Below are 21,848 nucleotides of genomic sequence, written 5' to 3' on the forward strand. Positions count from 1 at the left end.
GTGCGTCGCCATGGCAAATGAATGTACTCGACTGAATCAAAACCACCGCAGTCGAGCTTTTGGCTTTTGGCTTTTGGCTTTGGCTTTGGCTTTGGCTTTGGCTTTGGCTTTGGCTTTGGCTTTGGCTTTCAGATCAGGTGCGCATTCATTTGCGATGGTGGCGCACAGTCACCTTTCCGCCCTTACGGCGGGTTACTTTGGTCTTGGCCAAAGTAACCAAAGCCGCCCGCTCCCATCATCCGGCCCCTACGCTACGCTCCGGGGTCCCCTCACTCCGGTCTTGCTCCCGGGAGGACCGCGCTGCAGGCCCCATCCTGGGGCCCAGCGCTTGACGGGCATCCATGCCCGTCACCTCCCTCCGCAAGACCTCCGTTCGGCCTCCTGAAGTCGCAATCTGCGTCGCCTGAACTACCGCGCGCTTAGAAGCCAAAGCAAAAACAGAGCAAGAGCAAGAAGCGGCTAGCGCCGCTGACATCACGCTTCTGGCATCAACGTCGCAATCAACGCTCGCACCGTCCCCGGCAGCGCATCCAGCTCCCGCACCAGGATGCTCCGCTCGCGCACCGCCCACGGCTCATCCAGGCTGATGGTCACCAGTTCCATGGTCTGGCTGTGCCGCAGCGCCGCCGACTCAGGGATGATGCCGATGCCCACCCCCGCCTCTACCAGCCGGCAGATCGCCTCGAAACTCGACAGCTGGATACGCAACGACAGGTTCAACCCCATGCGCTCCACATGGTCGCGCAGGAAGCTCAGCAAGGTACTGCCGTCGTGCAGGCCGATGTGCTGGAAGTCCAGGGTCTGCTTCAGGGTCACCCGCTTGCGACCTGCCAGTTCATGACCCGCCGGGACGATCAGCACCAGGCGGTCGGTGCTGAAATGCATCACCTGCAAGCCGCTCGCCTCCACAGGCCCGGCGATGATACCCATGTCGCTGCTGCCATCGAGCACACCGCGCACGATATCCCGCGACAGGCGCTCCTGCAGGTCTACCGTCACGCCAGGGCGCTTGGCCAAGAAGCCGGCCAGCACTTCGGGCAAGAACTCGGTGACCGCAGTGGTGTTGGCGAAGATGCGAATATGCCCGGCAAGGTCGGTGCCGAACTGGGTGAACTCGGCTTTCAGGTAGTCGACCTGGCGCATGATCAGGCGGGCATGCATCAGCAGCTTGTGCCCCGCCGGGGTCAACTCGACACCACGACTGTCGCGGTACAGCAGACGTGTATCGAGCTGCGCCTCCAGCGCCTTGATCCGTGCGCTGGCGGCGGCCGGCGAGAGAAACGCCCGGCGTGCGCCCTGGGTCAGGCTCGGCGATTCGCCGATGTGGATGAAAAGCCGCAAGTCTGCCAGGTCGAAATGCATGGGGAGCTCCGGTCGAGGCGAAGGCGTTCAGCATACATGAACGCTGCCTTACACAAATGCAAATTCACAGAATGCCAAGCGCCTCGCATGATCGGCCCATAACAACAAATGCAGAGGCCCCTGGTTATGACTGCTCTCCACCCGCCCATCGACTACAGTGCCTGGATAGGCCGCACGGAAGAAGCCGTCGATGAGTTCAGCCGCAACCTGATCAAGCGCATCGCCGCCACCTTCGGCGAAACCGCCCCAGCCGTCGGCCAACCGCTGCCACCGCTGTGGATGTGGTGCTTCTTCCAGGAGCCAGTGGCCGAATCACAACTGGGCACAGACGGCCACCCGCTACGCGGCGGTTTCCTGCCCCCGGCCGATAACCGTAACCGCATGTGGGCCGGGGGCCGGGTCGAGTTCATCGCCCCGCTCACCGTCGGAGCCGAAGCCCATCGCCTGTCGACCATCCTGCACATCGAGGAGAAGCACGGCCGCACTGGCGCCCTGCTGTTCGTCACCGTGCGCCACGACTACTCGCAACACGGCCAGCTGTGCGTGCGCGAGGAACAGGACATCGTCTACCGCGAAGCCAACCCGCCCAAGCTTGAAAGCGCAGCAGCCGAGATGCCAGCCGACTGGAGCGAGGCGGTCACACCAACGCCGACCCTGCTGTTTCGCTATTCCGCCGTGACCTTCAACGGCCATCGGATCCACTACGACTTCCCCTACGTCAGCGCAACCGAAGGCTACGCCGGCCTGGTCGTACACGGGCCGATGATCGCCACCTTGAACCTGCGCGCCTTCATCCGCGCCAACCCTGGCAAACATGTGCGCCGCTTCGCCTACCGCGGCGTGCGCCCGCTGACCGTGCCGACCTCGTTCGAAGTGGCCGGGCGCATCAGCGCACCCGGCCAGGCCCAGCTGTGGGCCGGCAATGCCAACGGCGTGGCGCAGAGCGCCGACGTGCTTTTCGACTGAGACCAGACAGGGACCACCCCAATGCAGACGTACGACAGCGATGACCTCAACGCCATCCGGGAAGGCGTGCGCGCCCTGTGCGCCGAGTTCGACGCCAGCTACTGGCGCACGATCGATGAACACAAGGGCTTCCCCGAAGCCTTCGTCAAAGCCATGACCGACGCCGGCTGGCTGTCGGCCATGATCCCCGAAGCGTACGGCGGCTCGGGCCTGGGCCTGGCCGAAGCGTCGGTGATCCTCGAAGAGGTGAACGCGTGCGGTGGCAACTCCGGCACCGTGCACGGGCAGATGTACAACATGTTCACCCTGCTGCGCCACGGTAGCGAAGAACAGAAGCGCCACTACCTGCCCAAGCTCGCCAGCGGCGAACTGCGCCTGCAGTCGATGGGCGTGACCGAACCCACCACCGGTACCGACACCTCCAAGATCAAGACCACTGCCGTGCGCCAGGGCGACAAGTACGTGATCAATGGCCAGAAGGTGTGGATATCGCGCATCCAGCATTCGGACCTGATGATCCTGCTGGCGCGCACCACGCCCTTGCCCCAGGTGCAGAAAAAGTCCGAGGGCATGTCGATCTTCCTCGTCGACCTGCGCGAGGCCATCGGTAACGGCCTGACCGTGCAACCGATCGCCAACATGGTCAACCACGAGACCAACGAGCTGTTCTTCGACAACCTCGAACTGCCGGCCAGCAGCCTGATCGGCGAGGAAGGCAAGGGTTTCCGCTACATCCTCGACGGCCTCAATGCCGAGCGCACCCTTATCGCCGCCGAGTGCATCGGCGATGGCCGCTGGTTCATCGAGAAGGCCAGCGCCTACGCCCGTGACCGCGTGGTGTTCGGCCGCCCGATCGGGCAGAACCAGGGCGTGCAATTCCCTATCGCCGAAGCCCATATCGAGATCGAGGCCGCCGACCTGATGCGCTGGCGCGCCTGCGCCGAGTACGACAGTGGGCAGAACGCCGGAGCCAGCGCCAACATGGCCAAGTACCTGGCGGCCAAAGCCTCGTGGGAGGCAGCCAATGCCTGCCTGCAGACCCACGGCGGCTTCGGCTTTGCCTGCGAATACGACGTCGAGCGCAAGTTCCGCGAAACCCGCCTGTACCAGGTGGCGCCGATCTCAACCAACCTGATCCTGTCCTACGTGGCCGAGCACCTGCTCGAGCTGCCACGCAGCTTCTGAGGGCACGCGCATGCAAGCTACCCAAGCCCTGGCGGGTTTCCTCGCCGACCTGCAGTACGCGCACATCCCCGGCCATGTGCTGGAGCGCACTGAAGACCTGTTTCTCGACTGGCTCGGCTCGGCCCTGGCCAGCCAGGGTGCGCACCCGATCCCGCTGTTCGAGCGTTACGCCGAGCGCATGGGCCCTACCCAAGGCAGCGCCCGCGTGCTGACCAGCGGGCGCAGTTCATCGCCCTACTTCGCCGCGCTGGTCAACGGCGCTGCCTCACACCTGGTAGAGCAGGACGACTTGCACAACCGTTCGGTGCTGCACCCGGCCACCGTGGTGTTCTCCGCCGTGCTGGCAGCGGCCCAGGACCTCGGCAAGTCGGGCCAGGAACTGCTGCTGGCCAGCGTCGCCGGCTATGAGGCAGGCATCCGCATCGGTGAGTTCCTCGGCCGTTCGCACTATCGCATTTTCCACACCACGGCCACTGTCGGCACCCTGGCCGCTGCTGTGGGCGTAGGCAAGCTGCTGGGCTTCGACAAGGCACAGTTCATCAACCTGCTCGGCAGCGCCGGCACCCAGGCGGCCGGGCTGTGGGAGTTCCTCCGCGATGCGGCCGACTCCAAGCAACTGCACACCGCCAAGGCCGCCGCCGATGGCCTGCTCGCCGCCTACCTGACCGCCGATGGCCTGACCGGCGCGCGCAATATTCTCGAAGGTGACCAGGGCCTGGCTGCCGGGATGTCCAGTGACGCCGACCCGGCGCGCCTGAACGACCGCCTGGGCACGCGCTGGGCGCTGGCGGAAACCTCGTTCAAGTTCCACGCCTCGTGCCGTCATACCCACCCCGCCGCCGATGCGCTGCTGCTGTTGATGCAACGCGAGGGCTTGACCCATGAGCAGATCGCCACGGTGGTCACCCGTGTGCACCAGGGCGCCATCGATGTGCTCGGCCGGGTCGTCACACCCACTACCGTGCACCAGGCCAAGTTTTCCATGGGCACCGTGCTAGGCCTGATAGCCGTGCACGGCAGCGCGCAGCTCATCGAGTTCCGCGACCTGGCGCTGGGCGACCCTCAGGTCGCGCGCTTTCGCGAAAAAGTGCAGATGCAGCTGGACCCTGAAGTGGATGCCGCCTACCCGGCCCGCTGGCTGGGCCGGGTCGAGGTCACCTGCACCGATGGCCGCCGCTTCAGCGCCAGCATCGACGAGCCCAAGGGCGACCCCGGCAACACCCTTTCACGCCCGGAGCTGGAAGCCAAGTTCCTGCGCCTGCTGGCCTATTCAGGCGCCCGCAGCCCGGCCCAGGGCCAGGCCCTGATCGAGCAGGTCTGGCAACTGCGCGATGCGCGCTCGCTGGCCGCACTGCACTGATGACGAACAGGTGACCCCATGACCCAAACTGCACCCCGCCCGCTGGACGGCATCACCGTCGTCAGCCTGGAACATGCCATCGCCGCGCCCTTCTGCACCCGCCAGCTGGCCGACCTGGGCGCCCGCGTGATCAAGGTCGAACGCCCTGGCAGCGGCGACTTTGCCCGTGGCTACGACCAACGCGTCGACGGCCTGGCCTCGCACTTCGTGTGGACCAACCGCTCCAAGGAAAGCCTGACCCTCGACCTCAAGCAGCAAGCCGCCGACGGCATCCTCGATGCCCTGCTGGCCAAGGCCGACGTACTCGTGCAAAACCTCGCACCCGGCGCCGCCGCCCGCATGGGCCTGTCGTTCGACGCCTTGCACCCGCGCTTCCCACGGCTGATCGTCTGCGACATTTCCGGCTACGGCGCAGGCGGCCCGTATGAAAACAAGAAGGCCTACGACCTGCTGATCCAGAGCGAGGGCGGTTTTCTGTCGGTGACGGGTGGCCCCGGCGATGGGGAGATGGCCAAGGCCGGCTGCTCGATCGCCGACATCGCCGCCGGTATGTATGCCTACACCGGTGTGCTGTCGGCGCTGCTGCTGCGCGACAAGACCGGCCTGGGCAGCCGCGTCGACGTGTCGATGCTGGAGAGCCTGGTGGAATGGATGGGCTACCCGATGTATTACGCCTACAACGGCGCGCCGCCACCCCCGCGCGCGGGCGCATCGCACTCCACCATCTACCCCTACGGGCCGTTCCCCACCGGGGGTGGCGGCACGATCATGCTCGGCCTGCAGAACGAACGGGAATGGGCGCTGTTCTGCGAAAAAGTACTGCTCGACCCGGCGCTGGCCAGCGATGAGCGCTTCAACGCCAACTTCAAGCGCTCGGAGAACCGAGAGGTGCTGCGCCAGCTCATCGTCGAGCGCTTTGCCGCGCTGTCACTCGACGAGGTGGTGGCGCGCCTGGAAGAGGCGCAGATTGCCAATGCCCGGGTCAACGACATGCACGGCGTGTGGCAGCACCCACAACTGCAGGCGCGCGACAGCTGGCGTGAAGTGGACAGCCCGGCTGGCAAGCTGCCGTCGCTGCTGCCACCGGGGCGCAATGCCGCCTTCACCCCACGCATGGACGCCGTGCCGGCGCTGGGCCAGCACACCGCGGGCATCCTCGCCGAGCTGGGCCTGAGCGCCGAACAGCGCGCCACCCTGGCCGCAGGAGGCGTGGTATGAACGCGGTACGCTCCGCCCTGTTCGTGCCCGGCAGCCGGCCTGAACGTTTCGCCAAGGCGCTGGCGGCGGGTGCCGATGTGGTGATCGTCGACTTCGAGGATGCCGTCGAGGAGCCGCTGAAACAGCAGGCCCGCGACCACCTGGCGGCGTTCCTGCAGGTCACGCCGCAGGCCTCTGTATGGGTGCGGGTAAATGCACCGCAGCATCGGCAGCACGCAAGCGACCTGGCCTTCTGCGCGCAGCAGCGCGGGGTCGCCGGGCTGCTGTTGCCCAAGGTGGAGAGCGCGACTCAAGTCGCGCTGGCCTGGCGCGGCGGCAAGCCGGTATGGCCAATCATCGAGAGCGCCAAGGGCTTGCTGGCACTGGCACAGATTGCCGCAGCCGAAGGCGTCGAGCGCTTGTCATTCGGCAGCCTCGACCTGGCCCTGGACCTGAGGTTGAACACCGAGAGCGAGGCGGCCCGGCAGTTTCTCGACCAGGCGCGCATGGCGGTGCAGCTGCATTCGCGGGGGGCCGATCTGGCGCCGCCGCTGGATGGGGTGTTCCCGGCCATCGCCGATGCCGAGGGGCTGCAGCGGGCCGTGCGGCATGCCTATGACATGGGGTATGGCGGGGCGTTGTGCATACATCCTCAGCAGGTGGCGGTGATTCATGCAGCGCTGGCGCCCAGTGCCGAGGAACTGGCGTGGGCGCGGCGGGTGCTGGCGGCGAGTGAAGTAGCCAATGGCGCCGGGGCCTTCCAGCTGGACGGGCAGATGGTCGATGCGCCGGTGGTGTTGCGCGCGCAGCGGTTGCTGGCTGGGCATCTCGACTGAACATTCCGGCCTCTTCGCGGGCACGCCCGCTCCCACAGGTACTGCGTGAACCTGTGGGAGCGGGCGTGCCCGCGAATGGGCCGGTACAAGTGACGGTGTTAAGCAAACCCGAACGCCGCCTTATACAAATGCTAATTCTCCATACGCAGCCCGTTGGTCCATCTTTACCCCACTCCTCCTACAACAATAAATCAGAGGTGACACCGATGTTGAAGCTGACCCAGGCGCTGTTCTGCGCCGCCGCAGTGTCCATGGCCGGCCTGGCCCAGGCCGCCGACCCCATCGTCATCAAGTTCGCCCACGTGGTGGCCGACAGCACGCCCAAGGGTCAGGGCGCGCTGATGTTCCAGAAAATGGTCGCCGCCGACCCGCAGCTCAAGGACAAGGTCAAGGTCGAGGTCTACCCCAACTCGTCGCTGTTCGGCGATGGCAAGGAAATGGAAGCCCTGCTGCTTGGCGACGTGCAGATGCTGGCACCGTCGCTGGCCAAGTTCGAGCACTACAACAAGCAGGTGCAGATCTTCGACCTGCCGTTCCTGTTCAATGACCTGGCCGCCGTCGACCGCTTTCAGCAAGGCCCGCAAGGCAAGGCGCTGCTGACCTCGATGGAAGACAAGGGAATCCGTGGCCTGGCCTATTGGCACAACGGCCTGAAACAACTGTCGGCGAACAAAAAGGTGATCCTGCCCAAGGACGCCCGCGGCCTGAAATTCCGCGTGCAGGCCTCCAGTGTGCTTGAAGAGCAGTTCAGGGCGATCCGCGCCAACCCGCGCAAGATGAGCTTCGCCGAGGTCTACCAGGGCCTGCAGACCGGCACCGTCAACGGCACCGAGAACACCTGGTCGAACTACGAGAGCCAGAAAGTCAACGAAGTGCAGCCCTTCTTCACCGAGACCAACCACGGCCTGATCGACTACATGGTGATCACCAACGCTAAATTCTGGAACAGCCTGCCTGAGGACGTGCGCGGCGAGCTGCAAGCGATCATGGACGAGGTCACCGTCGAGGTGAACAAGCAGGCCGAAGCGCTCAACCAGACGTCACGGCAGAAGATCATCGACGCCAAGACCAGCGAGATCGACCCGCTCACCGCCGAGCAACGCCAGCAATGGCGTGAGGCCATGCGCCCGGTGTGGGAGAAGTTCTCCGAGCAGATCGGCGCTGAGCTGATCAAGGCCGCCGACGACGCCAACAAGGCCTCCTGACCCTGCCTGCGCCCTACCCCGGCCGCCTGCCGTGCAGGTGGCCCGTCCTGTCTCTGTCTGGAGAATCCCTATGCAATCGCTCAGGCGTGTCTGGGAGCACTTCGAGGAAGGCATGATCGCTTTCCTCCTGGCGGCCATGACCTTGGTGACCTTCCTCTACGTGGCGCTGAACAACCTCTACACGATGTTCTACTCCCTCAGTGATCACTGGGCCTTCGCCAGCGACCTGCTGCTCGGCATCGGCGACCACCTGATGGCCTATGCCCAGGACATGACCTGGAGCATCGCCCTGACCAAGGCGCTGTTCGGCTGGTTGATCTTCTTCGGTATCTCCTATGGCGTGCGCACCGCCGGCCACCTCGGCGTCGATGTGCTGGTGCGGCGCACGCCGAAGCCGGTGCAACGGGTGCTGGCGATGATCGCCTGCGCCTGCTGCCTGGCCTACGCCGGGTTGTTCCTGGTGGCCAGCATCAAGTGGGTCAGCGCAGTGCTGGTGGCCGGCATCGGCGCCGAGGACCTCGACCGCTATGGCATCAAGGTCGGCCATATCGCGCTGATCGTGCCGTTGGGCTTCGCCCTGGTGATTGTCCGCTACCTGGAAATCCTCTACCGCCTGTTCACCCATCGCCAGTACGGCCTGGGCCTGGCCGACGAGGCTGCCGAAGCCAGCAAGCTGGCCAACCCCGGTGAGGAGCACCACTGATGACGGTTATCTGCCTGTTCCTGCTGCTGTTCGTGTTCATGTTCCTCGGCGTGCCGATCGCCATCTCCCTGGGCCTGTCGGGGGCGCTGTCGATCCTGATGTTCAGCCAGGACTCGCTCAGCTCGCTGGCGATCAAGCTGTTCGAGACCTCCGACAGCTACACCTTCCTGGCCATCCCGTTCTTCCTGCTGTCGGGTGCGTTCATGACCACCGGCGGCGTGGCCCAACGCCTGATCGACTTTGCCAACGCCTGCGTCGGGCATATCCGCGGCGGCCTGGCGATTGCCGCAGTGCTGGCGTGCATGCTGTTCGCGGCGTTGTCGGGGTCGTCGCCAGCCACCGTGGCCGCCGTCGGCTCGATTGCCGTGGCCGGCATGGTGCGCTCCGGCTACCCGCGCGAGTTCGGTGCCGGCATCATCTGCAACGCCGGCACCCTGGGCATCCTGATCCCACCGTCGATCGTCATGGTGGTGTACTCGGCGGCCACCGAGACTTCGGTGGGCAAGCTGTTCATGGCCGGCGTGGTGCCAGGCATCTTGCTTGGCGTATTCCTGATGATCACCATCTACGTTGTCGCCCGCATCAAGAAACTACCGGCACAACCGCGGGCCAGCTTCGCCGAATGGCTGAGCACCGCCCGGCGCGCATTCTGGGGCCTGTTGCTGCTGGTGATCATCCTCGGCGGCATCTACAGCGGCATGTTCACCCCCACCGAAGCGGCGGCCGTGGCGGCAGTGTACTCGGCGTTCATCGCGCTGTTCGTATACAAGGACATGCGCCTGCGTGACTGCCCGAAAGTGCTGCTGGAGTCGGGCCGGCTGACCATCATGCTGCTGTTCATCATCGCCAACGCCATGCTTTTCGCCCATGTGCTGACCACCGAGCAGATCCCCCAGCAGATCACCCAGTGGGTGATGTCCGAGGGGCTGACGCCGATCGGCTTCCTGATCATGGTCAACATCGTGCTGCTGGTGGCCGGCAGCTTCATGGAGCCATCGGCGATCATCCTGATCCTGGCGCCGATCTTCTTCCCGATCGCGATGAAACTGGGCATCGACCCGATTCACCTGGGCATCGTGATGGTGGTGAACATGGAGATCGGCCTGGTGCACCCACCGGTGGGGCTGAACCTGTTCGTCACCTCGGCCGTGACCGGGCTGACCCTGGGGCAGACGATTCGCGCGGCGCTGCCGTGGCTGTCGATTCTGCTGCTGTTCCTGGTGCTGGTGACCTATGTGCCGTTCATCTCGCTGGCGCTGCCGGAGTGGTTGGGCATGCCGTAGCCATCGACCTGAAATGCTGACCCTGTGGGAGCGGGCGTGCCCGCGAAGCAGGCACCGCGGTGTATGGCACCGGCTCTGCCGGTGTTCGCGGGCACGCCCGCTCCCACAGGGTTTGTGCAAGATTCAAAGGCCGAGTCAGATCCCCCCGCCCGCCAGCAACTGGCTCATCACCCCGGCCAGGTCCTTGACCATCACATCCGCCGTCTGCTTGTGCACGATGACAATCTCGTAGCTGTCCACCTCCGGCAACCCTTGTGCATGCCCCAGCACCCGGTGCTCACCGGTTGCCGCTCGCGGTGGCAGCAGGCTGATGCCCATGCCGTCGGCCACCGCCGCCTGGATGCCGCTGAGGCTGGAACTGGTGAAGCTGATGCGCCAGCGCCGGCCCATGCCTTCGATGGCACTGATCATGTCCTCGCGGTACAGCCCGCGTGGCGGGAAGGTCACCAGTGGAACCGGGTCGAGCTCGAACGCCGGCATGCGCGCACTGTCGATCCACTGCAGGCGCTCAGGCCAGCAGGCCACGCCCTCGCGGCTGTTGCGCCGCTGCTTGAGCAGGACCAGGTCGAGCTCGCCGTTGTCGTAGGCCTGGCTGAGGTCGCGACACAGGCCGCTGGTGACCTCCAGCTTGACCTGCGGGTGCAGGCGGCTGAATGCCGACAGCGCGTTGGTGGTGCGCCCGCCGACAAAATCCTCGGGTACCCCCAGACGCACGGTGACCCCGACCATTGCCCCAGCCAGGGCTTCGAGCATCTGGTCGTTCAGCGCCAGCATGTGCCGGGCATAACCGAGCAAGGTCTGCCCGGCGTCGGTCGGCAACACGTCACGGTTGCCGCGCACCAACAGGCGGTGGCCAACCATGTCTTCGAGGCGGCGCACCTTCTGGCTGATGGTCGACTGGGTCGAGTGCAGGCGTGCTGCGGCAGTGGTGAAACTGCCGCAATCGGCCACTACGACAATGGCGCGCAACAGATCGAGGTCGAACAGGGCTCTATTCGATTTAACGCTGATGGACATCTTGGTATTCAACGGCTGCATGACAAGACTGACTTCTACCACGCCACTACTGGCCCGGCAACGCGCTAGTCACCCAGCGCCACACCTTCTCGCCGTGGGTCGGCACCACCGTCCCAACCTTGGCCGCTGCGCTGGATGATCTGCAGGCCACTGGTCATGGTCATCGGCGTGACCTCGTGGCCCCACGCAGCCAACTGGCGGATCAACGCCGGGCTGAACAGCCCGGCTTCCACTTCAGTACCGGCGTTGCGGCTGCCGAAGTTAGGCAGGCCGGCCGCCTGTTGCGGATCAAGATGCCAGTCCAGCAGGCCAATCAGCGCCTTGTTCACGTAGCCGATGATCTGCGAACCGCCAGGCGAACCGAGGCTCGCCACCAGTTCGCCGGAGGCACGCGAGAACACCAGCGTTGGCGCCATCGCCGACAGCGGGCGCTTGCCAGGCTGCACCCGGTTGGCCACCGGCTTGCCATTCTCCGCAGGCAGGAACGAAAAGTCGGTCAGGTGGTTGTTCAGCAGGAAGCCATCGACCATCAGGTGCGAACCGAAGGCGGACTCCACCGACGTGGTCATGGCCAGGGCCTGCCCGCTGTCATCGACAGCAGACAGGTGCGAGGTGGAAATCCGCAGCGGCGAACGGTCGGGCGCCAGGGCCAGGTTGGCACCCTGCGGGGTGCCCGGACGGGCGCGCTTCATGCTGTATTCGCCGACCTGCCTGGCGCGCTCGGCGAGGTAGGCCGGGTCGAGCAATGACTTCACCGGCACCGGCACATAATCGCTGTCGGCCAGGTACTGGGCACGGTCGGCGTAGGCCAGGCGCTCGGCTTCAGCCATCAGGTGCACGGCCTGTGGCGTAGGTTCGAGCCCTGCTACGGACGGCACCTGGCGTGGCGGCTGCCGGGCCAGGTCGCGTTGCGCCGAGGCCTGCTGCAGGGCGTCGAGGATGCCCAGGGTCTGCAACACGGTCACCCCGCCGGACGACGGCGGCGGCATGCCGCAGATGTTCCAGGCCTTGTATGGGCCACAGACCGGCTCGCGCTCCTTGGCCTGGTAACGCTGCAAATCCTCGAGTGACAACTGCCCGGCATTTGCGTGGCGACGCACTTCGTCCACCATGGCCTGGGCAATCTCACCGCCATAGAAGGCATCGACGCCCTGCTCTGCAATGCGTTCGAAGGTTTGCGCGAGCGCCGGGTTGCGCAGGATTGTGCCGACGGCCAGCGGCTTGCCCTGATCATCCAGAAAGTACTTCGCCATGGCCGGCGCGCGGGCAATGAAGGGGTCGCTGGCCACCAGCGTATGCAGGCGTTCAGAGACCGCGAAACCATTGCGCGCCAGGGCGATGGCCGGCGCGAACAAGTCTTTCCACGGCAGTTTGCCATGCTGGTCATGGGCCAGTTTCAGCGCCCGCAGCACGCCCGGCACACCCACCGAGCGCCCGCCGATCTGCGCGGCACGAAACGGCATGGGCGAGCCATCCGCTTGCAGGAACAACGTTTCCGTCACCCCTGCCGGTGCGGCTTCGCGGCCGTCGAAGGCCTGCACACGCTGGCCATCCCAATAGAGGATGAACGCGCCGCCCCCAATGCCGCTGGACTGCGGCTCGACCAAGGTCAGCACCATCTGCATGGCGATCGCCGCATCGATGGCGCTGCCACCGGCACGCAGCATCGCCCGCCCGGCTTCGCTGGCCAGCGGGTTGGCGGCCGCGACCATGTGCCGGCTGGCGTGCACCGGCTGCAGGCCGCTGCGGTAGCCGGACTCCAGCTCCGGTGGCGTGGGCAGCACCTGGTCGGCCCAGGTGCCGCCACTGGCCGTGGCCAGGCACAAGGTGGTGATCAGCGCAGTGGAAACTCTCATCGGCGTGCATCCTGCCTTACCTATCAAGCGGGCCACTGTGGGTCATGCGCATTCTTAACTTCAAGCCCTGGGGTGATTTTTCTAGGATACAGGCAGATCATTCAGGAGCCCTCGCCATGCGCTTATCCCTTGCCGCCCTGGCACTCGCCCTTTGCACCAGCCTTGCCGCCCACGCCGAGACCACCGCCATGGACAAGCAGTTGCACGATGCCGCCGCAGACAATGACGTCACCCGCCTGCAACGGCTGCTCAAGCAGGGCGCCGGCGTGAACAGCCGCGATGGCCAGGGGCGCACCGCCTTGCTGGTGGCCACCCATGAGAACCAGGTCGCAGCAGCGAAAGCACTGATCGAGGCCGGTGCGGATGTGAACGCCAAGGACAACATCGACGACAGCCCGTACCTGTATGCCGGGGCGCGTGGCTTGAACGAAATCCTGCAGATGACGTTGAGCCATGGTGCCGACCTCAAGAGCACCAACCGGTACGGCGGCACCGCGTTGATACCGGCGGCCGAGCGCGGGCATGTGGACACCGTGCAGATGCTGATCGATGCGGGAGTGGACGTGAATCACCTGAACCGCCTGCACTGGACCGCGCTACTGGAAGCCGTGATCCTCGGCGATGGCGGCCCACGCCATGTCGAGATCGTCCGGCGCCTGCTGGCGGCGGGAGCGGATCGGCAGATTGCCGACAAGGATGGGGTGACCGCGCTGGAGCATGCGCGCCAGCGGGGCTATCAAGAAATGGTGCAGCTACTCAGCCACTGAGGCCTGCACAGTACCTGTGGGAGCGGGCGTGCCCGCGAAACAGACAGCGCGGAGTCTGGCACCGGCTTCGCCGGTGTTCGCGGGCTAGCCCGCTCCCACAGGTTTCGCGTCGAACTCCAGACCTGGCGTCAGGCCACCTCTTCGTACGGCAAACCCACATAGTTCTCGGCAATATTCACCAGCCCGGCCGGTGATGTAAGGAAGTACTCGCGGTCGGCCTCCTGCATCTTCTGGTCCCAGGCATCCTTGTGCTCGCCAAAGTCATGCAGCAGCTGGGTCATGAACCAGCTGAATCGCTCGCCCTTCCAGACCCGGCGCAGGGCCAGCGGCGAATACTGCTCCAGCAGGTCGGTACGCCCCTCGCGGTACACCTTGACCAGGATCCGGTACAGGTAGTTGACGTCCGACGCCGCCAGGTTCAGGCCCTTGGCGCCAGTCGGCGGGACGATGTGCGCGGCATCGCCGACCAGGAACAGATGGCCGTACTGCATCGGTTCGACCACCAGGCTACGCAGTGGCGCGATACTCTTTTCCAGCGCAGGCCCGGTGACCAGCTGCTGTGCCACATCCTCGGGCAGGCGCGCCTTGAGCTCGTTCCAGAAGCGCTCGTCAGACCAGTCTTCCACCCGCTCGTCCAGCGGCACCTGCAGGTAGTAGCGACTGCGCGTCTGCGAGCGCTGGCTGCACAGCGAGAAACCACGCTGGTGGTGGGCATAGATCAGTTCATGGTTGACCGGTGGGGTATCGGACAGCATGCCCAACCAGCCGAACGGATAGACCCGCTCGTACTCCTTGAGGACGCCTGCGGGGATGCTCTTGCGCGAGACGCCGTGAAAACCATCGCAACCGGCGATGTAGTCGCACTCCAGGCGGTGGGCCTTGCCGTCCTTTTCAAAGGTCACGTAGGGCCGTTCGCCCTTGAGTTCGTGCGGCTGCACGTTGCTGGCCGAATAGATGATCGGCGCGCCGCTGGCGTCGCGAGCCTGCATCAGGTCGCGGGTGACTTCGGTCTGGCCGTAGACCATCACCGTCTTGCCGCCGGTCAGGCCCTTGAGGTCCAGGCGCTGGCGACGGCCCGCGACCAGCAACTCGACGCCCTCGTGCACCAGGCCTTCACGGTCCATGCGCTCAGCCACGCCGGCTTCGCGCAGCAGGTCGACGGTACCTTGTTCAAGCACCCCCGCGCGAATGCGGCCGAGGACGTATTCAGGGGTCTGGCGTTCGAGGATGACGGTGTCGATGCCCGCCTTGTGCAGCAACTGGCCGAGCAGCAGGCCGGAAGGACCGGCGCCGATGATTGCAACCTGAGTGTTCATTGTTTTTATCTCGTGAGAGGGGGTGCCCTTGCATTTTTAATGGCAATAACCGGCAAATAGCTGTTATATCCGATGCAGAAAATGCACTTTTGATAAAACCGTTCGATTAACGGACAGGCGCTCAACCCATGAGATCCACCCTTCCTGGCGTGCCGCTGTTTCAGCTATATGGCGAAAACCAGCATTGGCCCGGTACCGACCTGCTGCACTGCGAGTCGATTCCCGCTCGCAGCCGCATGCATCACTGGGAAATCAAGCCGCACCAGCACGCCGAGCTGTTCCAGTTGTTGTACGTGCAGCGCGGCGAGGCGCAGGTGGAAATCGAGGGCGTGCGCAGCACCATCCTCGAAGCGGCGATCCAAGTGGTACCGCCGCTGACCGTGCATGGCTTTCGCTTCAGCGCCGATATCCAGGGCCATGTGCTGACCTTCGGCACCGCGCTGGTGGCCGACCTCGAACAGCGCCTGGGCGCACCGCTGGGGGTACTGGCGAAAGCGGCGTGCTACCCGTTGGGCAAGGACCGCATCCAGCTGCGCGGCCTGATCGAAACGCTGCAGCAGGAATACCAGGGCAACGCGACTGCGCGGGCAGCCATGCTCGACGCGCTGGTGACCGCGCTGATGGTGTGGATCAGCCGTCGCCAGCAACTGGGCCAGGCCCCACGCAACCGGGACGAGCGTGACCGGCAGCTGTTGGGGCAGTACCTGCGCCTGGTAGAAGCGCATTACCGCGAACACCTGTCGGTCGAGGAATTCGCCGCACGCTTGAACATCTCCAGCCTGCAGCTCAACCAACTGTGCCGGGCGCTGAGCGGGCAGACCGCGTTGCAGGTCATCCATCAACGCCTGTTGCTCGAGGCACGGCGCAACCTCATCTATACACGCATGAGCATCGGCCAGCTGTCAGACAGCCTGGGTTTCAGCGACCCGACCTACTTCGCCCGCTTCTTCAAGCGCATGAGCGGGCAGACGCCCAATGGTTATCGGCGTGCGGTACAGCCCGACTGATCTGCTTGACGTATACGTCAACCTGCCCTCAGGATACTGCCATACCCCACGCCGAGCCCAAGCATGAGCAGCCAGACCTACAGCATCTCCGACCTCTCCCGCGAACTGGACATCACCACCCGCGCCATCCGCTTCTACGAGGAACAGGGCCTGCTGAGCCCCGAGCGGCGTGGTCTGGAGCGCATCTATTCGGCCCGTGACAAGGTCAGCCTGAAGCTTATCCTGCGTGGCAAGCGCATCGGCTTCTCGCTGGCCGAATGCCGCGAGCTGATCGAGCTGTACGACCCCAGCAGCGGCAACCTCAAGCAGCTCCACAGCATGCTGGCGAAGATCGCCGAGCGTCGCGCCCAGCTCGAACAGCAGATGCTCGACATCCACCAGATGCAGCTGGAACTGGACACCGCCCAGGAGCGCTGCGAACAGGCCCTGGCCGCCACCCTGAATCACAACGACAAACGCTGACAGGAACCCCACCATGCCCATGCCCGCAACAGTCCGCCTGGTCGAAGTCGGCCCCCGCGACGGCCTGCAGAACGAAGCCCAGCCCATCAGCGTCGCCGACAAGGTGCGCCTGGTCGACGACCTGACCGACGCCGGGCTGGGCTATATCGAGGTCGGCAGCTTCGTTTCGCCCAAATGGGTGCCGCAGATGGCCGGTTCCGCCGAAGTGTTCGCCGGCATTCACCAACGTGCGGGTGTTACCTATGCCGCACTTGCCCCAAACCTGCGCGGCTTCGAAGACGCCCTGGCTGCCGGGGTGAAGGAAGTGGCGGTGTTCGCCGCTGCCTCCGAAGCCTTCTCCCAGCGCAACATCAACTGCTCGATCAGCGAAAGCCTGCAACGCTTCGAACCGATCATGGAGGCCGCGCGCAGCCACGGCGTGCGGGTGCGCGGTTACGTGTCCTGTGTGCTGGGCTGCCCTTATGAAGGCAAGGTCAGTGCCGAGCAAGTAGCCCCGGTCGCCAGAGCGCTGCACGACATGGGCTGCTACGAGGTATCGCTGGGTGACACCATTGGCACCGGCACGGCCGGTGACACCCGCCGGCTGTTCGAGGTGGTCTCGGCCGTGGTGCCCCGCGCGCAACTGGCTGGCCACTTCCATGACACCTATGGCCAGGCCCTGGCCAATGTGTACGCCAGCCTGCTCGAAGGCATCAGCGTGTTCGACAGCTCGGTGGCCGGGCTGGGGGGCTGCCCTTATGCCAAGGGCGCCACCGGCAACATCGCCACTGAGGATGTGCTGTACCTGTTGCAGGGGCTGGGCATCGAGACCGGTATCGACCTCGACCGGCTGATCGCCGCCGGGCAGCGCATCAGCGCGGTACTGGGCAGGGCCAACGGTTCGCGGGTGGCCCGTGCGCGCAGCGCAGCATGAGTTTCATGCAGATGTCACATGAGTGTGGGTGAGTGTTACCTCCCCCACAGGTTTCAGCAAAAAATCGGGTAACAGGGAAACAAATCGATAGATTGTCAGGCCGCGCGATTTCACCCTATCCGGTCAAATCATTGATTTTTAAGGATTTTTAAAAGTTGGCACGGCACCTGCTATAGCTTTGGTACAACAACAAGAAAAACGCGATACCAATAAAAACAACATGTAACGGCTCTGACATAACAAGAACAACACGGCAGAGGCGCAGCAAGCAGATTTTTTTGGAGTCGACAGGCTTTTCAGGGGTTCGCCCCGCGGACTGACACAGAACAACAAAACTACCTCAAGGTAGCGGCAGTCAGGCTCGGATCCAGCGGATGAAAGCAGGTCAGCGCTCAAAAAAATACGTTTGCTCTTGACCCCGGATGGGGGTCGCACGCAACACCAAGGCTGGCCTACAAAAACAACAAAAGGCCGGCCTCAATAATAAGAAAAGAGCAAGCAACACGCTTTGAGGGGAGCTTCGGCTCCCCTCAGTGCTTCCTGCCCTCCTCTTTCTGCTTCTCTTCGTCCTGCCTCTCGACCTTCTCCACCAGCAACGGCATCGTGCCCAGTACCAACAGCGCCAGCACCGTGCTGATCAGTGCCGTGGCCTCTCGCCCCATGCCTGCGGCAGTACCGATTGCCGCCGTCATCCAGAGCCCTGCAGCGGTAGTCAGGCCTTTCACGTGGCTGGTGTCCTGGCCGTTACCCTTGAGGATGGTGCCCGCACCGAGAAAGCCGATGCCGGCGACGATACCCTGGATCACCCGGCTCAGCGCCTGCTCATCAGCACCCGCCATGCTCGGCGCGAGCACGAACAGCGCCGCGCCCAGGGAGACCAGCATGTGCGTGCGCACCCCGGCGGATTTGCCCCGGTGTTCGCGCTCGAAGCCCAGCACGGCGCCGAGCACGGCCGCCATCAGCAGGCGCACGAGGATCCGCACGACCTCGCGCTCATCGGTGATGTCGGCGAACTCGGACTGGATAGTTTGCCAGATGAATTCCATGAATCAGCTACCGGGCTGGTTGGTTATTGCCTTATGAAGTTGACCCTCGCACAGCCCGCAAAGTGCCCACCCGGCACCCCGATGCAGCAACCGTTCACCGCCTGCGGTCACAACCTGTAACCGCACCCCGGAGGACCACACCATGCCCATCGAAGTCGAAGAAAGCACTCAACGCTGCACCCTGATTGGCGACAAGCTGCGCATCGAAGGCAAAGGGCCCGAAATCGAGATCGTCACCGACGAGCAGCTGCGCATGTCCGTGGCCATTCTCGCCGGCGAGCGCTTCCCGATCACCGAAGCCGAAGCCGACGCGCTGACCGTGGCAGGTGCGGTAGATAGCCGCAGGCACCTCAAGGCCAGCACCCCAGGTTCTGTGATCTGAGGCATCGGACACACCACGCAGCAATCTGATATGGTTTTTATTGCCTGACCTGAGCCTGTGCTGAAAACAGTTCGGGGGTCATAGTGCTCGTGCCTGATCGAGGCCGTGAGAGCACCAACGCCATGACCCAACGTATCCCTGCCATCCAGATTGCCGCCACCGGCATCCATACCCGCAGTTTCACCGGGCTGTACCGCACGCTGCGCATTGCCTTCGCTGGCGCGCTGTTCGTGCTGTTTTTTGGCACCGCCTGGCTCGACTGGGACGGCCGCCAGGCCGTGCTATGGGACTTGGCCGAGAGCAAGTTCCACATCTTCGGCGCTACCTTCTGGCCGCAGGATTTCATCCTCCTTTCGGCCCTGTTGATCATCTGTGCCTTCGGCCTGTTCGCCATCACGGTCTACGCCGGCCGGGTGTGGTGCGGTTACAGCTGCCCACAAAGCATCTGGACCTGGCTGTTCATGTGGTGCGAAAAGGTCACCGAAGGCGACCGCAACCAGCGCATCAAGCTGGCCGCCGCGCCCTGGAGCCTGAACAAACTGGCCCGGCGCACGCTCAAGCACAGCCTGTGGCTGGCCATCGGCGTGCTCACCGGGCTGACCTTCGTCGGTTACTTCACCCCGATCCGCGCCTTGGCCCATGAACTGCTCACCCTGCAACAGGGCGGCGTGGCGCTTTTCTGGGTGCTGTTCTTCACGGCGGCCACCTATATCAATGCCGGCTGGCTGCGCGAAGCGGTGTGCCTGCACATGTGCCCCTACGCACGCTTCCAGAGCGTGATGTTCGACAAGGACACCCTGGCCGTGGCGTACGACCCGCGTCGCGGCGAATCCCGTGGGCCACGCAGGAAAGGCAGTGATCCGCGCGCCCTGGGCCTGGGTGATTGCATCGATTGCACCTTGTGCGTGCAGGTGTGCCCCACGGGCATCGACATCCGCGATGGCCTGCAGATGGCCTGCATCGGTTGCGCCGCCTGTATCGATGCCTGCGACAAGGTGATGGACAAGATGGGTTACGCCCGCGGCCTGATCGGTTACAAGTCCGAACATAGCCTGCAAGGCGGCACCACCCATTGGCTGCGCCCGCGGTTGCTGGGCTACGCCGCCGCCTTGCTGCTGATGGTCGGCGCCCTGGTTGCGGCCTTGCAGATGCGCCCGATGGTGTCGCTGGACGTGATCAAGGACCGGGGCCTGTTCCGCGAAAACGCCCAGGGCCAGATCGAGAACATCTACCTGCTCAAGATCATCAACAAGACCGCGCAGCCGCAGCGCTACCACCTGCGCCTGCTCGATGCCGAGGGCTTCGAACTGCATGGCGCCACCGAATTCAGTATCCCGGCCGGGGAAATGAGCGAGATGCCGGTGTCGGTGGCCATGCTGGCCGAGCGGCCGGCCAGCAGTTCTCAGGCACTGGCTTTCGAAATCCGCGACAGCGACCAGCCTGCCGTGCGCAGCGTGGCTCACAGCCGCTTCGTGGCACCACTGAACCGCTGATCCCTTACACTGACACTTCACCTTGCCTGCCGAGCCCCCATGAAACGCTACGAACGCTTCGCCGACGACATTGCCGAACTGATCCGCTCCGGGGTGCTCGGCCCAGGCCAGCGCGTACCTTCGGTGCGCTACGCCAGCCAGACCCACGGCGTCAGCCCGTCCACCGTGTTCCAGGCCTACTACCTGCTCGAGCGCCGTGGGCTGATCCGCGCACGGCCGCGCTCAGGCTACTTCGTCAACGCCCACGCCCCGCGCCAGTTCAGTGAACCCCAGGCGCTGGAGCCTATCAGCGAATCGACCGAGGTCGATGTCAGCGGCCTGGTGTTCTCCATCCTCGACTCGATCAAGGACCCCGGCACCGTACCGTTCGGCTCGGCCTTCCCCAGCCCCGAACTGTTCCCGCTGCAGCGCCTGTCACGCTCGCTGGCCAGCGCCAGCCGGGCCATGGACCCACGCATGGTGGTCACCGACCTGTCGCCGGGCAACCCGCAACTGCGTCGCCAGATTGCCTTGCGCTACATGGTCGGTGGGCTGATGCTGCCGATGGAAGAACTGCTGATCACCAATGGCGCGCTCGAAGCCTTGAACCTGTGCCTGCAGGCGGTCACCGAGCCCGGCGACCTGGTGGCGATCGAGGCACCGGCCTTCTATGCCTGCCTGCAAGTGCTGGAGCGGCTCAAGCTCAAGGCCGTGGAAATCCCGGTGCACCCGCGCGAGGGCATGGACCTGGCCGTGCTGGCCCAGACCCTCGACAAGCACCCGGTCAAAGCGGTGTGGTGCATGACCAATTTCCAGAACCCGGTCGGCGCCAGCATGCCCGAAGCGAAGAAGCAGGCGCTGGTCGAGTTGCTGAGCCGCCACCAGGTGCCGCTGATCGAGGACGATGTCTACGCCGAACTGTATTACGCGCAGCAAGCTCCCAAACCGGCCAAGGCCTTCGACACCCAAGGCCTGGTGATGCATTGCGGCTCGTTCAGCAAAAGCCTGGCGCCGGGTTATCGCATCGGCTGGGTCGCGGCCGGGCGCTTCGCACAGAAGATCGAGCGACTGAAGCTGATGACCTCGTTGTGCGCCTCGATGCCGGCCCAGGCGGCCATCGCCGATTACCTGCAGCACGGCGGCTACGACCGTCACCTGCGCAAGCTGCGCTACGCCCTGGAGGGCCAGCAGGCCAACATGCTGGCAGCCATCGCCCGTCATTTCCCGGCGCAGACCCGCGTCAGCCAGCCCTCCGGCGGCTATTTCCTGTGGCTGGAGCTGCCCGAGCAGATGGATGCCCTGAAACTGTTCCACATGGCCCTGGCCCAAGGCATCAGCATCGCACCGGGGCCGATCTTTTCGCCAACCCGGCGCTTTGGCAACTGCATCCGCCTGAACTACGGTTCACCCTGGAACGAGGCCGCCGAACGGGCCATGGAAACCCTGGGGCGCATCATCCGCTCGTTCTGAAGGAAGGCCTGAAAAACTGCAGCTATAGTTGGGCGACCCACAC

General features: G+C 64.6%; 20 protein-coding genes. 15 read left to right on the forward strand and 5 right to left on the reverse strand.

The window, feature by feature from the left end; all coding sequences use genetic code 11:
* Positions 1–474 precede the first annotated feature (474 nt).
* Entirely contained in the window at positions 475–1,362 is an 888-nt protein-coding gene (locus APH33_RS23395) for a LysR family transcriptional regulator (RefSeq protein WP_054887422.1), read from the reverse strand.
* A gap of 126 nt (positions 1,363–1,488) precedes the next feature.
* Between APH33_RS23395 and APH33_RS23400 the strand changes: the two genes are divergently transcribed.
* The 8 genes from APH33_RS23400 to dctM all read left to right on the forward strand — a co-directional run bounded on the left by APH33_RS23400 (position 1,489) and on the right by dctM (position 10,097).
* Entirely contained in the window at positions 1,489–2,328 is an 840-nt protein-coding gene (locus tag APH33_RS23400; protein ID WP_054887423.1) for a MaoC family dehydratase N-terminal domain-containing protein, read from the forward strand.
* 21 nt (positions 2,329–2,349) lie between these two features.
* The gene (locus APH33_RS23405) at positions 2,350–3,513 is read left to right on the forward strand and encodes an acyl-CoA dehydrogenase family protein (RefSeq protein ID WP_054887424.1); all 1,164 of its coding nucleotides are present in this window, start codon (positions 2,350–2,352) and stop codon (positions 3,511–3,513) included.
* A gap of 10 nt (positions 3,514–3,523) precedes the next feature.
* A complete protein-coding gene (locus APH33_RS23410; RefSeq protein ID WP_054887425.1) occupies positions 3,524–4,873 on the forward strand; it encodes an MmgE/PrpD family protein in 1,350 nt (449 codons plus the stop codon).
* An 18-nt stretch (positions 4,874–4,891) separates the two neighbouring features.
* Positions 4,892–6,091, forward strand: a complete 1,200-nt coding sequence (locus tag APH33_RS23415) for a CaiB/BaiF CoA-transferase family protein (protein WP_054887426.1) — start codon at positions 4,892–4,894, stop codon at positions 6,089–6,091.
* A complete protein-coding gene (locus APH33_RS23420) occupies positions 6,088–6,906 on the forward strand; it encodes a CoA ester lyase (RefSeq protein ID WP_054887427.1) in 819 nt (272 codons plus the stop codon). Before APH33_RS23415 ends, APH33_RS23420 begins: the two co-directional genes overlap by 4 nt.
* Before the next feature lie 206 nt (positions 6,907–7,112).
* Positions 7,113–8,111, forward strand: coding sequence for a TRAP transporter substrate-binding protein (locus tag APH33_RS23425; protein ID WP_054887428.1), 999 nt, complete (start codon positions 7,113–7,115; stop codon positions 8,109–8,111).
* A gap of 70 nt (positions 8,112–8,181) precedes the next feature.
* Positions 8,182–8,814: a TRAP transporter small permease gene (locus tag APH33_RS23430; RefSeq protein ID WP_054887429.1), complete on the forward strand. Its 633-nt coding sequence runs from the start codon at positions 8,182–8,184 to the stop codon at positions 8,812–8,814.
* Complete coding sequence (dctM, locus tag APH33_RS23435) at positions 8,814–10,097, forward strand: C4-dicarboxylate TRAP transporter large permease protein DctM (protein WP_054887430.1); 1,284 nt, start codon at positions 8,814–8,816, stop codon at positions 10,095–10,097. The genes APH33_RS23430 and dctM overlap by 1 nt, the downstream gene beginning before the upstream one ends.
* A 135-nt stretch (positions 10,098–10,232) precedes the next feature.
* Here the strand turns inward: dctM and APH33_RS23440 are convergent, their stop codons facing one another.
* Complete coding sequence (locus tag APH33_RS23440) at positions 10,233–11,114, reverse strand: LysR substrate-binding domain-containing protein (protein WP_054887444.1); 882 nt, start codon at positions 11,112–11,114, stop codon at positions 10,233–10,235.
* A gap of 65 nt (positions 11,115–11,179) precedes the next feature.
* Entirely contained in the window at positions 11,180–12,970 is a 1,791-nt protein-coding gene (gene ggt / locus APH33_RS23445; RefSeq protein ID WP_054887431.1) for a gamma-glutamyltransferase, read from the reverse strand.
* Positions 12,971–13,086: 116 nt separating this feature from the next.
* Between ggt and APH33_RS23450 the strand changes: the two genes are divergently transcribed.
* The gene (locus APH33_RS23450) at positions 13,087–13,737 is read left to right on the forward strand and encodes an ankyrin repeat domain-containing protein (protein ID WP_054887432.1); all 651 of its coding nucleotides are present in this window, start codon (positions 13,087–13,089) and stop codon (positions 13,735–13,737) included.
* 128 nt (positions 13,738–13,865) lie between these two features.
* Here APH33_RS23450 and pobA read toward each other — a convergent pair whose 3' ends face one another.
* Complete coding sequence (gene pobA, locus APH33_RS23455) at positions 13,866–15,053, reverse strand: 4-hydroxybenzoate 3-monooxygenase (RefSeq protein ID WP_054887433.1); 1,188 nt, start codon at positions 15,051–15,053, stop codon at positions 13,866–13,868.
* Between the two features lie 128 nt (positions 15,054–15,181).
* Here pobA and APH33_RS23460 point away from each other — a divergent pair, with 128 nt between their 5' ends.
* The 3 genes from APH33_RS23460 (at position 15,182) to APH33_RS23470 (ending at position 17,435) form a co-directional block, all read left to right on the forward strand.
* Positions 15,182–16,060, forward strand: coding sequence for a helix-turn-helix domain-containing protein (locus APH33_RS23460; RefSeq protein ID WP_054887434.1), 879 nt, complete (start codon positions 15,182–15,184; stop codon positions 16,058–16,060).
* 63 nt (positions 16,061–16,123) lie between these two features.
* On the forward strand, positions 16,124–16,522 hold the full coding sequence (locus APH33_RS23465; RefSeq protein ID WP_054887435.1) for a MerR family DNA-binding transcriptional regulator: 399 nt from the start codon (positions 16,124–16,126) through the stop codon (positions 16,520–16,522).
* Positions 16,523–16,535: 13 nt separating this feature from the next.
* A complete protein-coding gene (locus tag APH33_RS23470) occupies positions 16,536–17,435 on the forward strand; it encodes a hydroxymethylglutaryl-CoA lyase (protein WP_054887436.1) in 900 nt (299 codons plus the stop codon).
* A 530-nt stretch (positions 17,436–17,965) separates the two neighbouring features.
* On the opposite strand, the gene APH33_RS23475 is transcribed toward APH33_RS23470, so the two are convergent.
* Positions 17,966–18,481 carry an MgtC/SapB family protein gene (locus tag APH33_RS23475; protein WP_054887437.1) on the reverse strand — a complete coding sequence of 172 codons (516 nt, stop codon included), beginning with the start codon at positions 18,479–18,481 and terminating at the stop codon, positions 17,966–17,968.
* 142 nt (positions 18,482–18,623) lie between these two features.
* Here APH33_RS23475 and APH33_RS23480 point away from each other — a divergent pair, with 142 nt between their 5' ends.
* The 3 genes from APH33_RS23480 (at position 18,624) to mapR (ending at position 21,805) form a co-directional block, all read left to right on the forward strand.
* Positions 18,624–18,863: a DUF3203 family protein gene (locus tag APH33_RS23480; RefSeq protein ID WP_054887438.1), complete on the forward strand. Its 240-nt coding sequence runs from the start codon at positions 18,624–18,626 to the stop codon at positions 18,861–18,863.
* Positions 18,864–18,985: 122 nt separating this feature from the next.
* On the forward strand, positions 18,986–20,356 hold the full coding sequence (ccoG, locus tag APH33_RS23485; RefSeq protein WP_054887439.1) for a cytochrome c oxidase accessory protein CcoG: 1,371 nt from the start codon (positions 18,986–18,988) through the stop codon (positions 20,354–20,356).
* Between the two features lie 39 nt (positions 20,357–20,395).
* Positions 20,396–21,805, forward strand: a complete 1,410-nt coding sequence (mapR, locus tag APH33_RS23490; protein WP_054887440.1) for a GntR family transcriptional regulator MpaR — start codon at positions 20,396–20,398, stop codon at positions 21,803–21,805.
* Positions 21,806–21,848: the final 43 nt, after the last annotated feature.

The sequence above is a fragment of the Pseudomonas sp. NBRC 111130 genome (assembly GCF_001320485.1).
GTDB classification, from domain to species: Bacteria; Pseudomonadota; Gammaproteobacteria; order Pseudomonadales; family Pseudomonadaceae; genus Aquipseudomonas; species Aquipseudomonas vlassakiae.

Coding starts and splice junctions, on each gene's coding strand:
- pobA (WP_054887433.1), bottom strand. CDS start 15,053: ATGAACACTCAGGTTGCAATCATCGGCGCCGGTCCTTCCGGCCTGCTG.
- APH33_RS23465 (WP_054887435.1), top strand. CDS start 16,124: ATGAGCAGCCAGACCTACAGCATCTCCGACCTCTCCCGCGAACTGGAC.
- APH33_RS23395 (WP_054887422.1), bottom strand. CDS start 1,362: ATGCATTTCGACCTGGCAGACTTGCGGCTTTTCATCCACATCGGCGAA.
- APH33_RS23460 (WP_054887434.1), top strand. CDS start 15,182: ATGAGATCCACCCTTCCTGGCGTGCCGCTGTTTCAGCTATATGGCGAA.
- APH33_RS23440 (WP_054887444.1), bottom strand. CDS start 11,114: ATGTCCATCAGCGTTAAATCGAATAGAGCCCTGTTCGACCTCGATCTG.
- mapR (WP_054887440.1), top strand. CDS start 20,396: ATGAAACGCTACGAACGCTTCGCCGACGACATTGCCGAACTGATCCGC.
- dctM (WP_054887430.1), top strand. CDS start 8,814: ATGACGGTTATCTGCCTGTTCCTGCTGCTGTTCGTGTTCATGTTCCTC.
- APH33_RS23415 (WP_054887426.1), top strand. CDS start 4,892: ATGACCCAAACTGCACCCCGCCCGCTGGACGGCATCACCGTCGTCAGC.
- APH33_RS23425 (WP_054887428.1), top strand. CDS start 7,113: ATGTTGAAGCTGACCCAGGCGCTGTTCTGCGCCGCCGCAGTGTCCATG.
- ggt (WP_054887431.1), bottom strand. CDS start 12,970: ATGAGAGTTTCCACTGCGCTGATCACCACCTTGTGCCTGGCCACGGCC.
- APH33_RS23420 (WP_054887427.1), top strand. CDS start 6,088: ATGAACGCGGTACGCTCCGCCCTGTTCGTGCCCGGCAGCCGGCCTGAA.
- ccoG (WP_054887439.1), top strand. CDS start 18,986: ATGACCCAACGTATCCCTGCCATCCAGATTGCCGCCACCGGCATCCAT.
- APH33_RS23410 (WP_054887425.1), top strand. CDS start 3,524: ATGCAAGCTACCCAAGCCCTGGCGGGTTTCCTCGCCGACCTGCAGTAC.
- APH33_RS23430 (WP_054887429.1), top strand. CDS start 8,182: ATGCAATCGCTCAGGCGTGTCTGGGAGCACTTCGAGGAAGGCATGATC.
- APH33_RS23480 (WP_054887438.1), top strand. CDS start 18,624: ATGCCCATCGAAGTCGAAGAAAGCACTCAACGCTGCACCCTGATTGGC.
- APH33_RS23475 (WP_054887437.1), bottom strand. CDS start 18,481: ATGGAATTCATCTGGCAAACTATCCAGTCCGAGTTCGCCGACATCACC.
- APH33_RS23470 (WP_054887436.1), top strand. CDS start 16,536: ATGCCCATGCCCGCAACAGTCCGCCTGGTCGAAGTCGGCCCCCGCGAC.
- APH33_RS23400 (WP_054887423.1), top strand. CDS start 1,489: ATGACTGCTCTCCACCCGCCCATCGACTACAGTGCCTGGATAGGCCGC.
- APH33_RS23405 (WP_054887424.1), top strand. CDS start 2,350: ATGCAGACGTACGACAGCGATGACCTCAACGCCATCCGGGAAGGCGTG.
- APH33_RS23450 (WP_054887432.1), top strand. CDS start 13,087: ATGCGCTTATCCCTTGCCGCCCTGGCACTCGCCCTTTGCACCAGCCTT.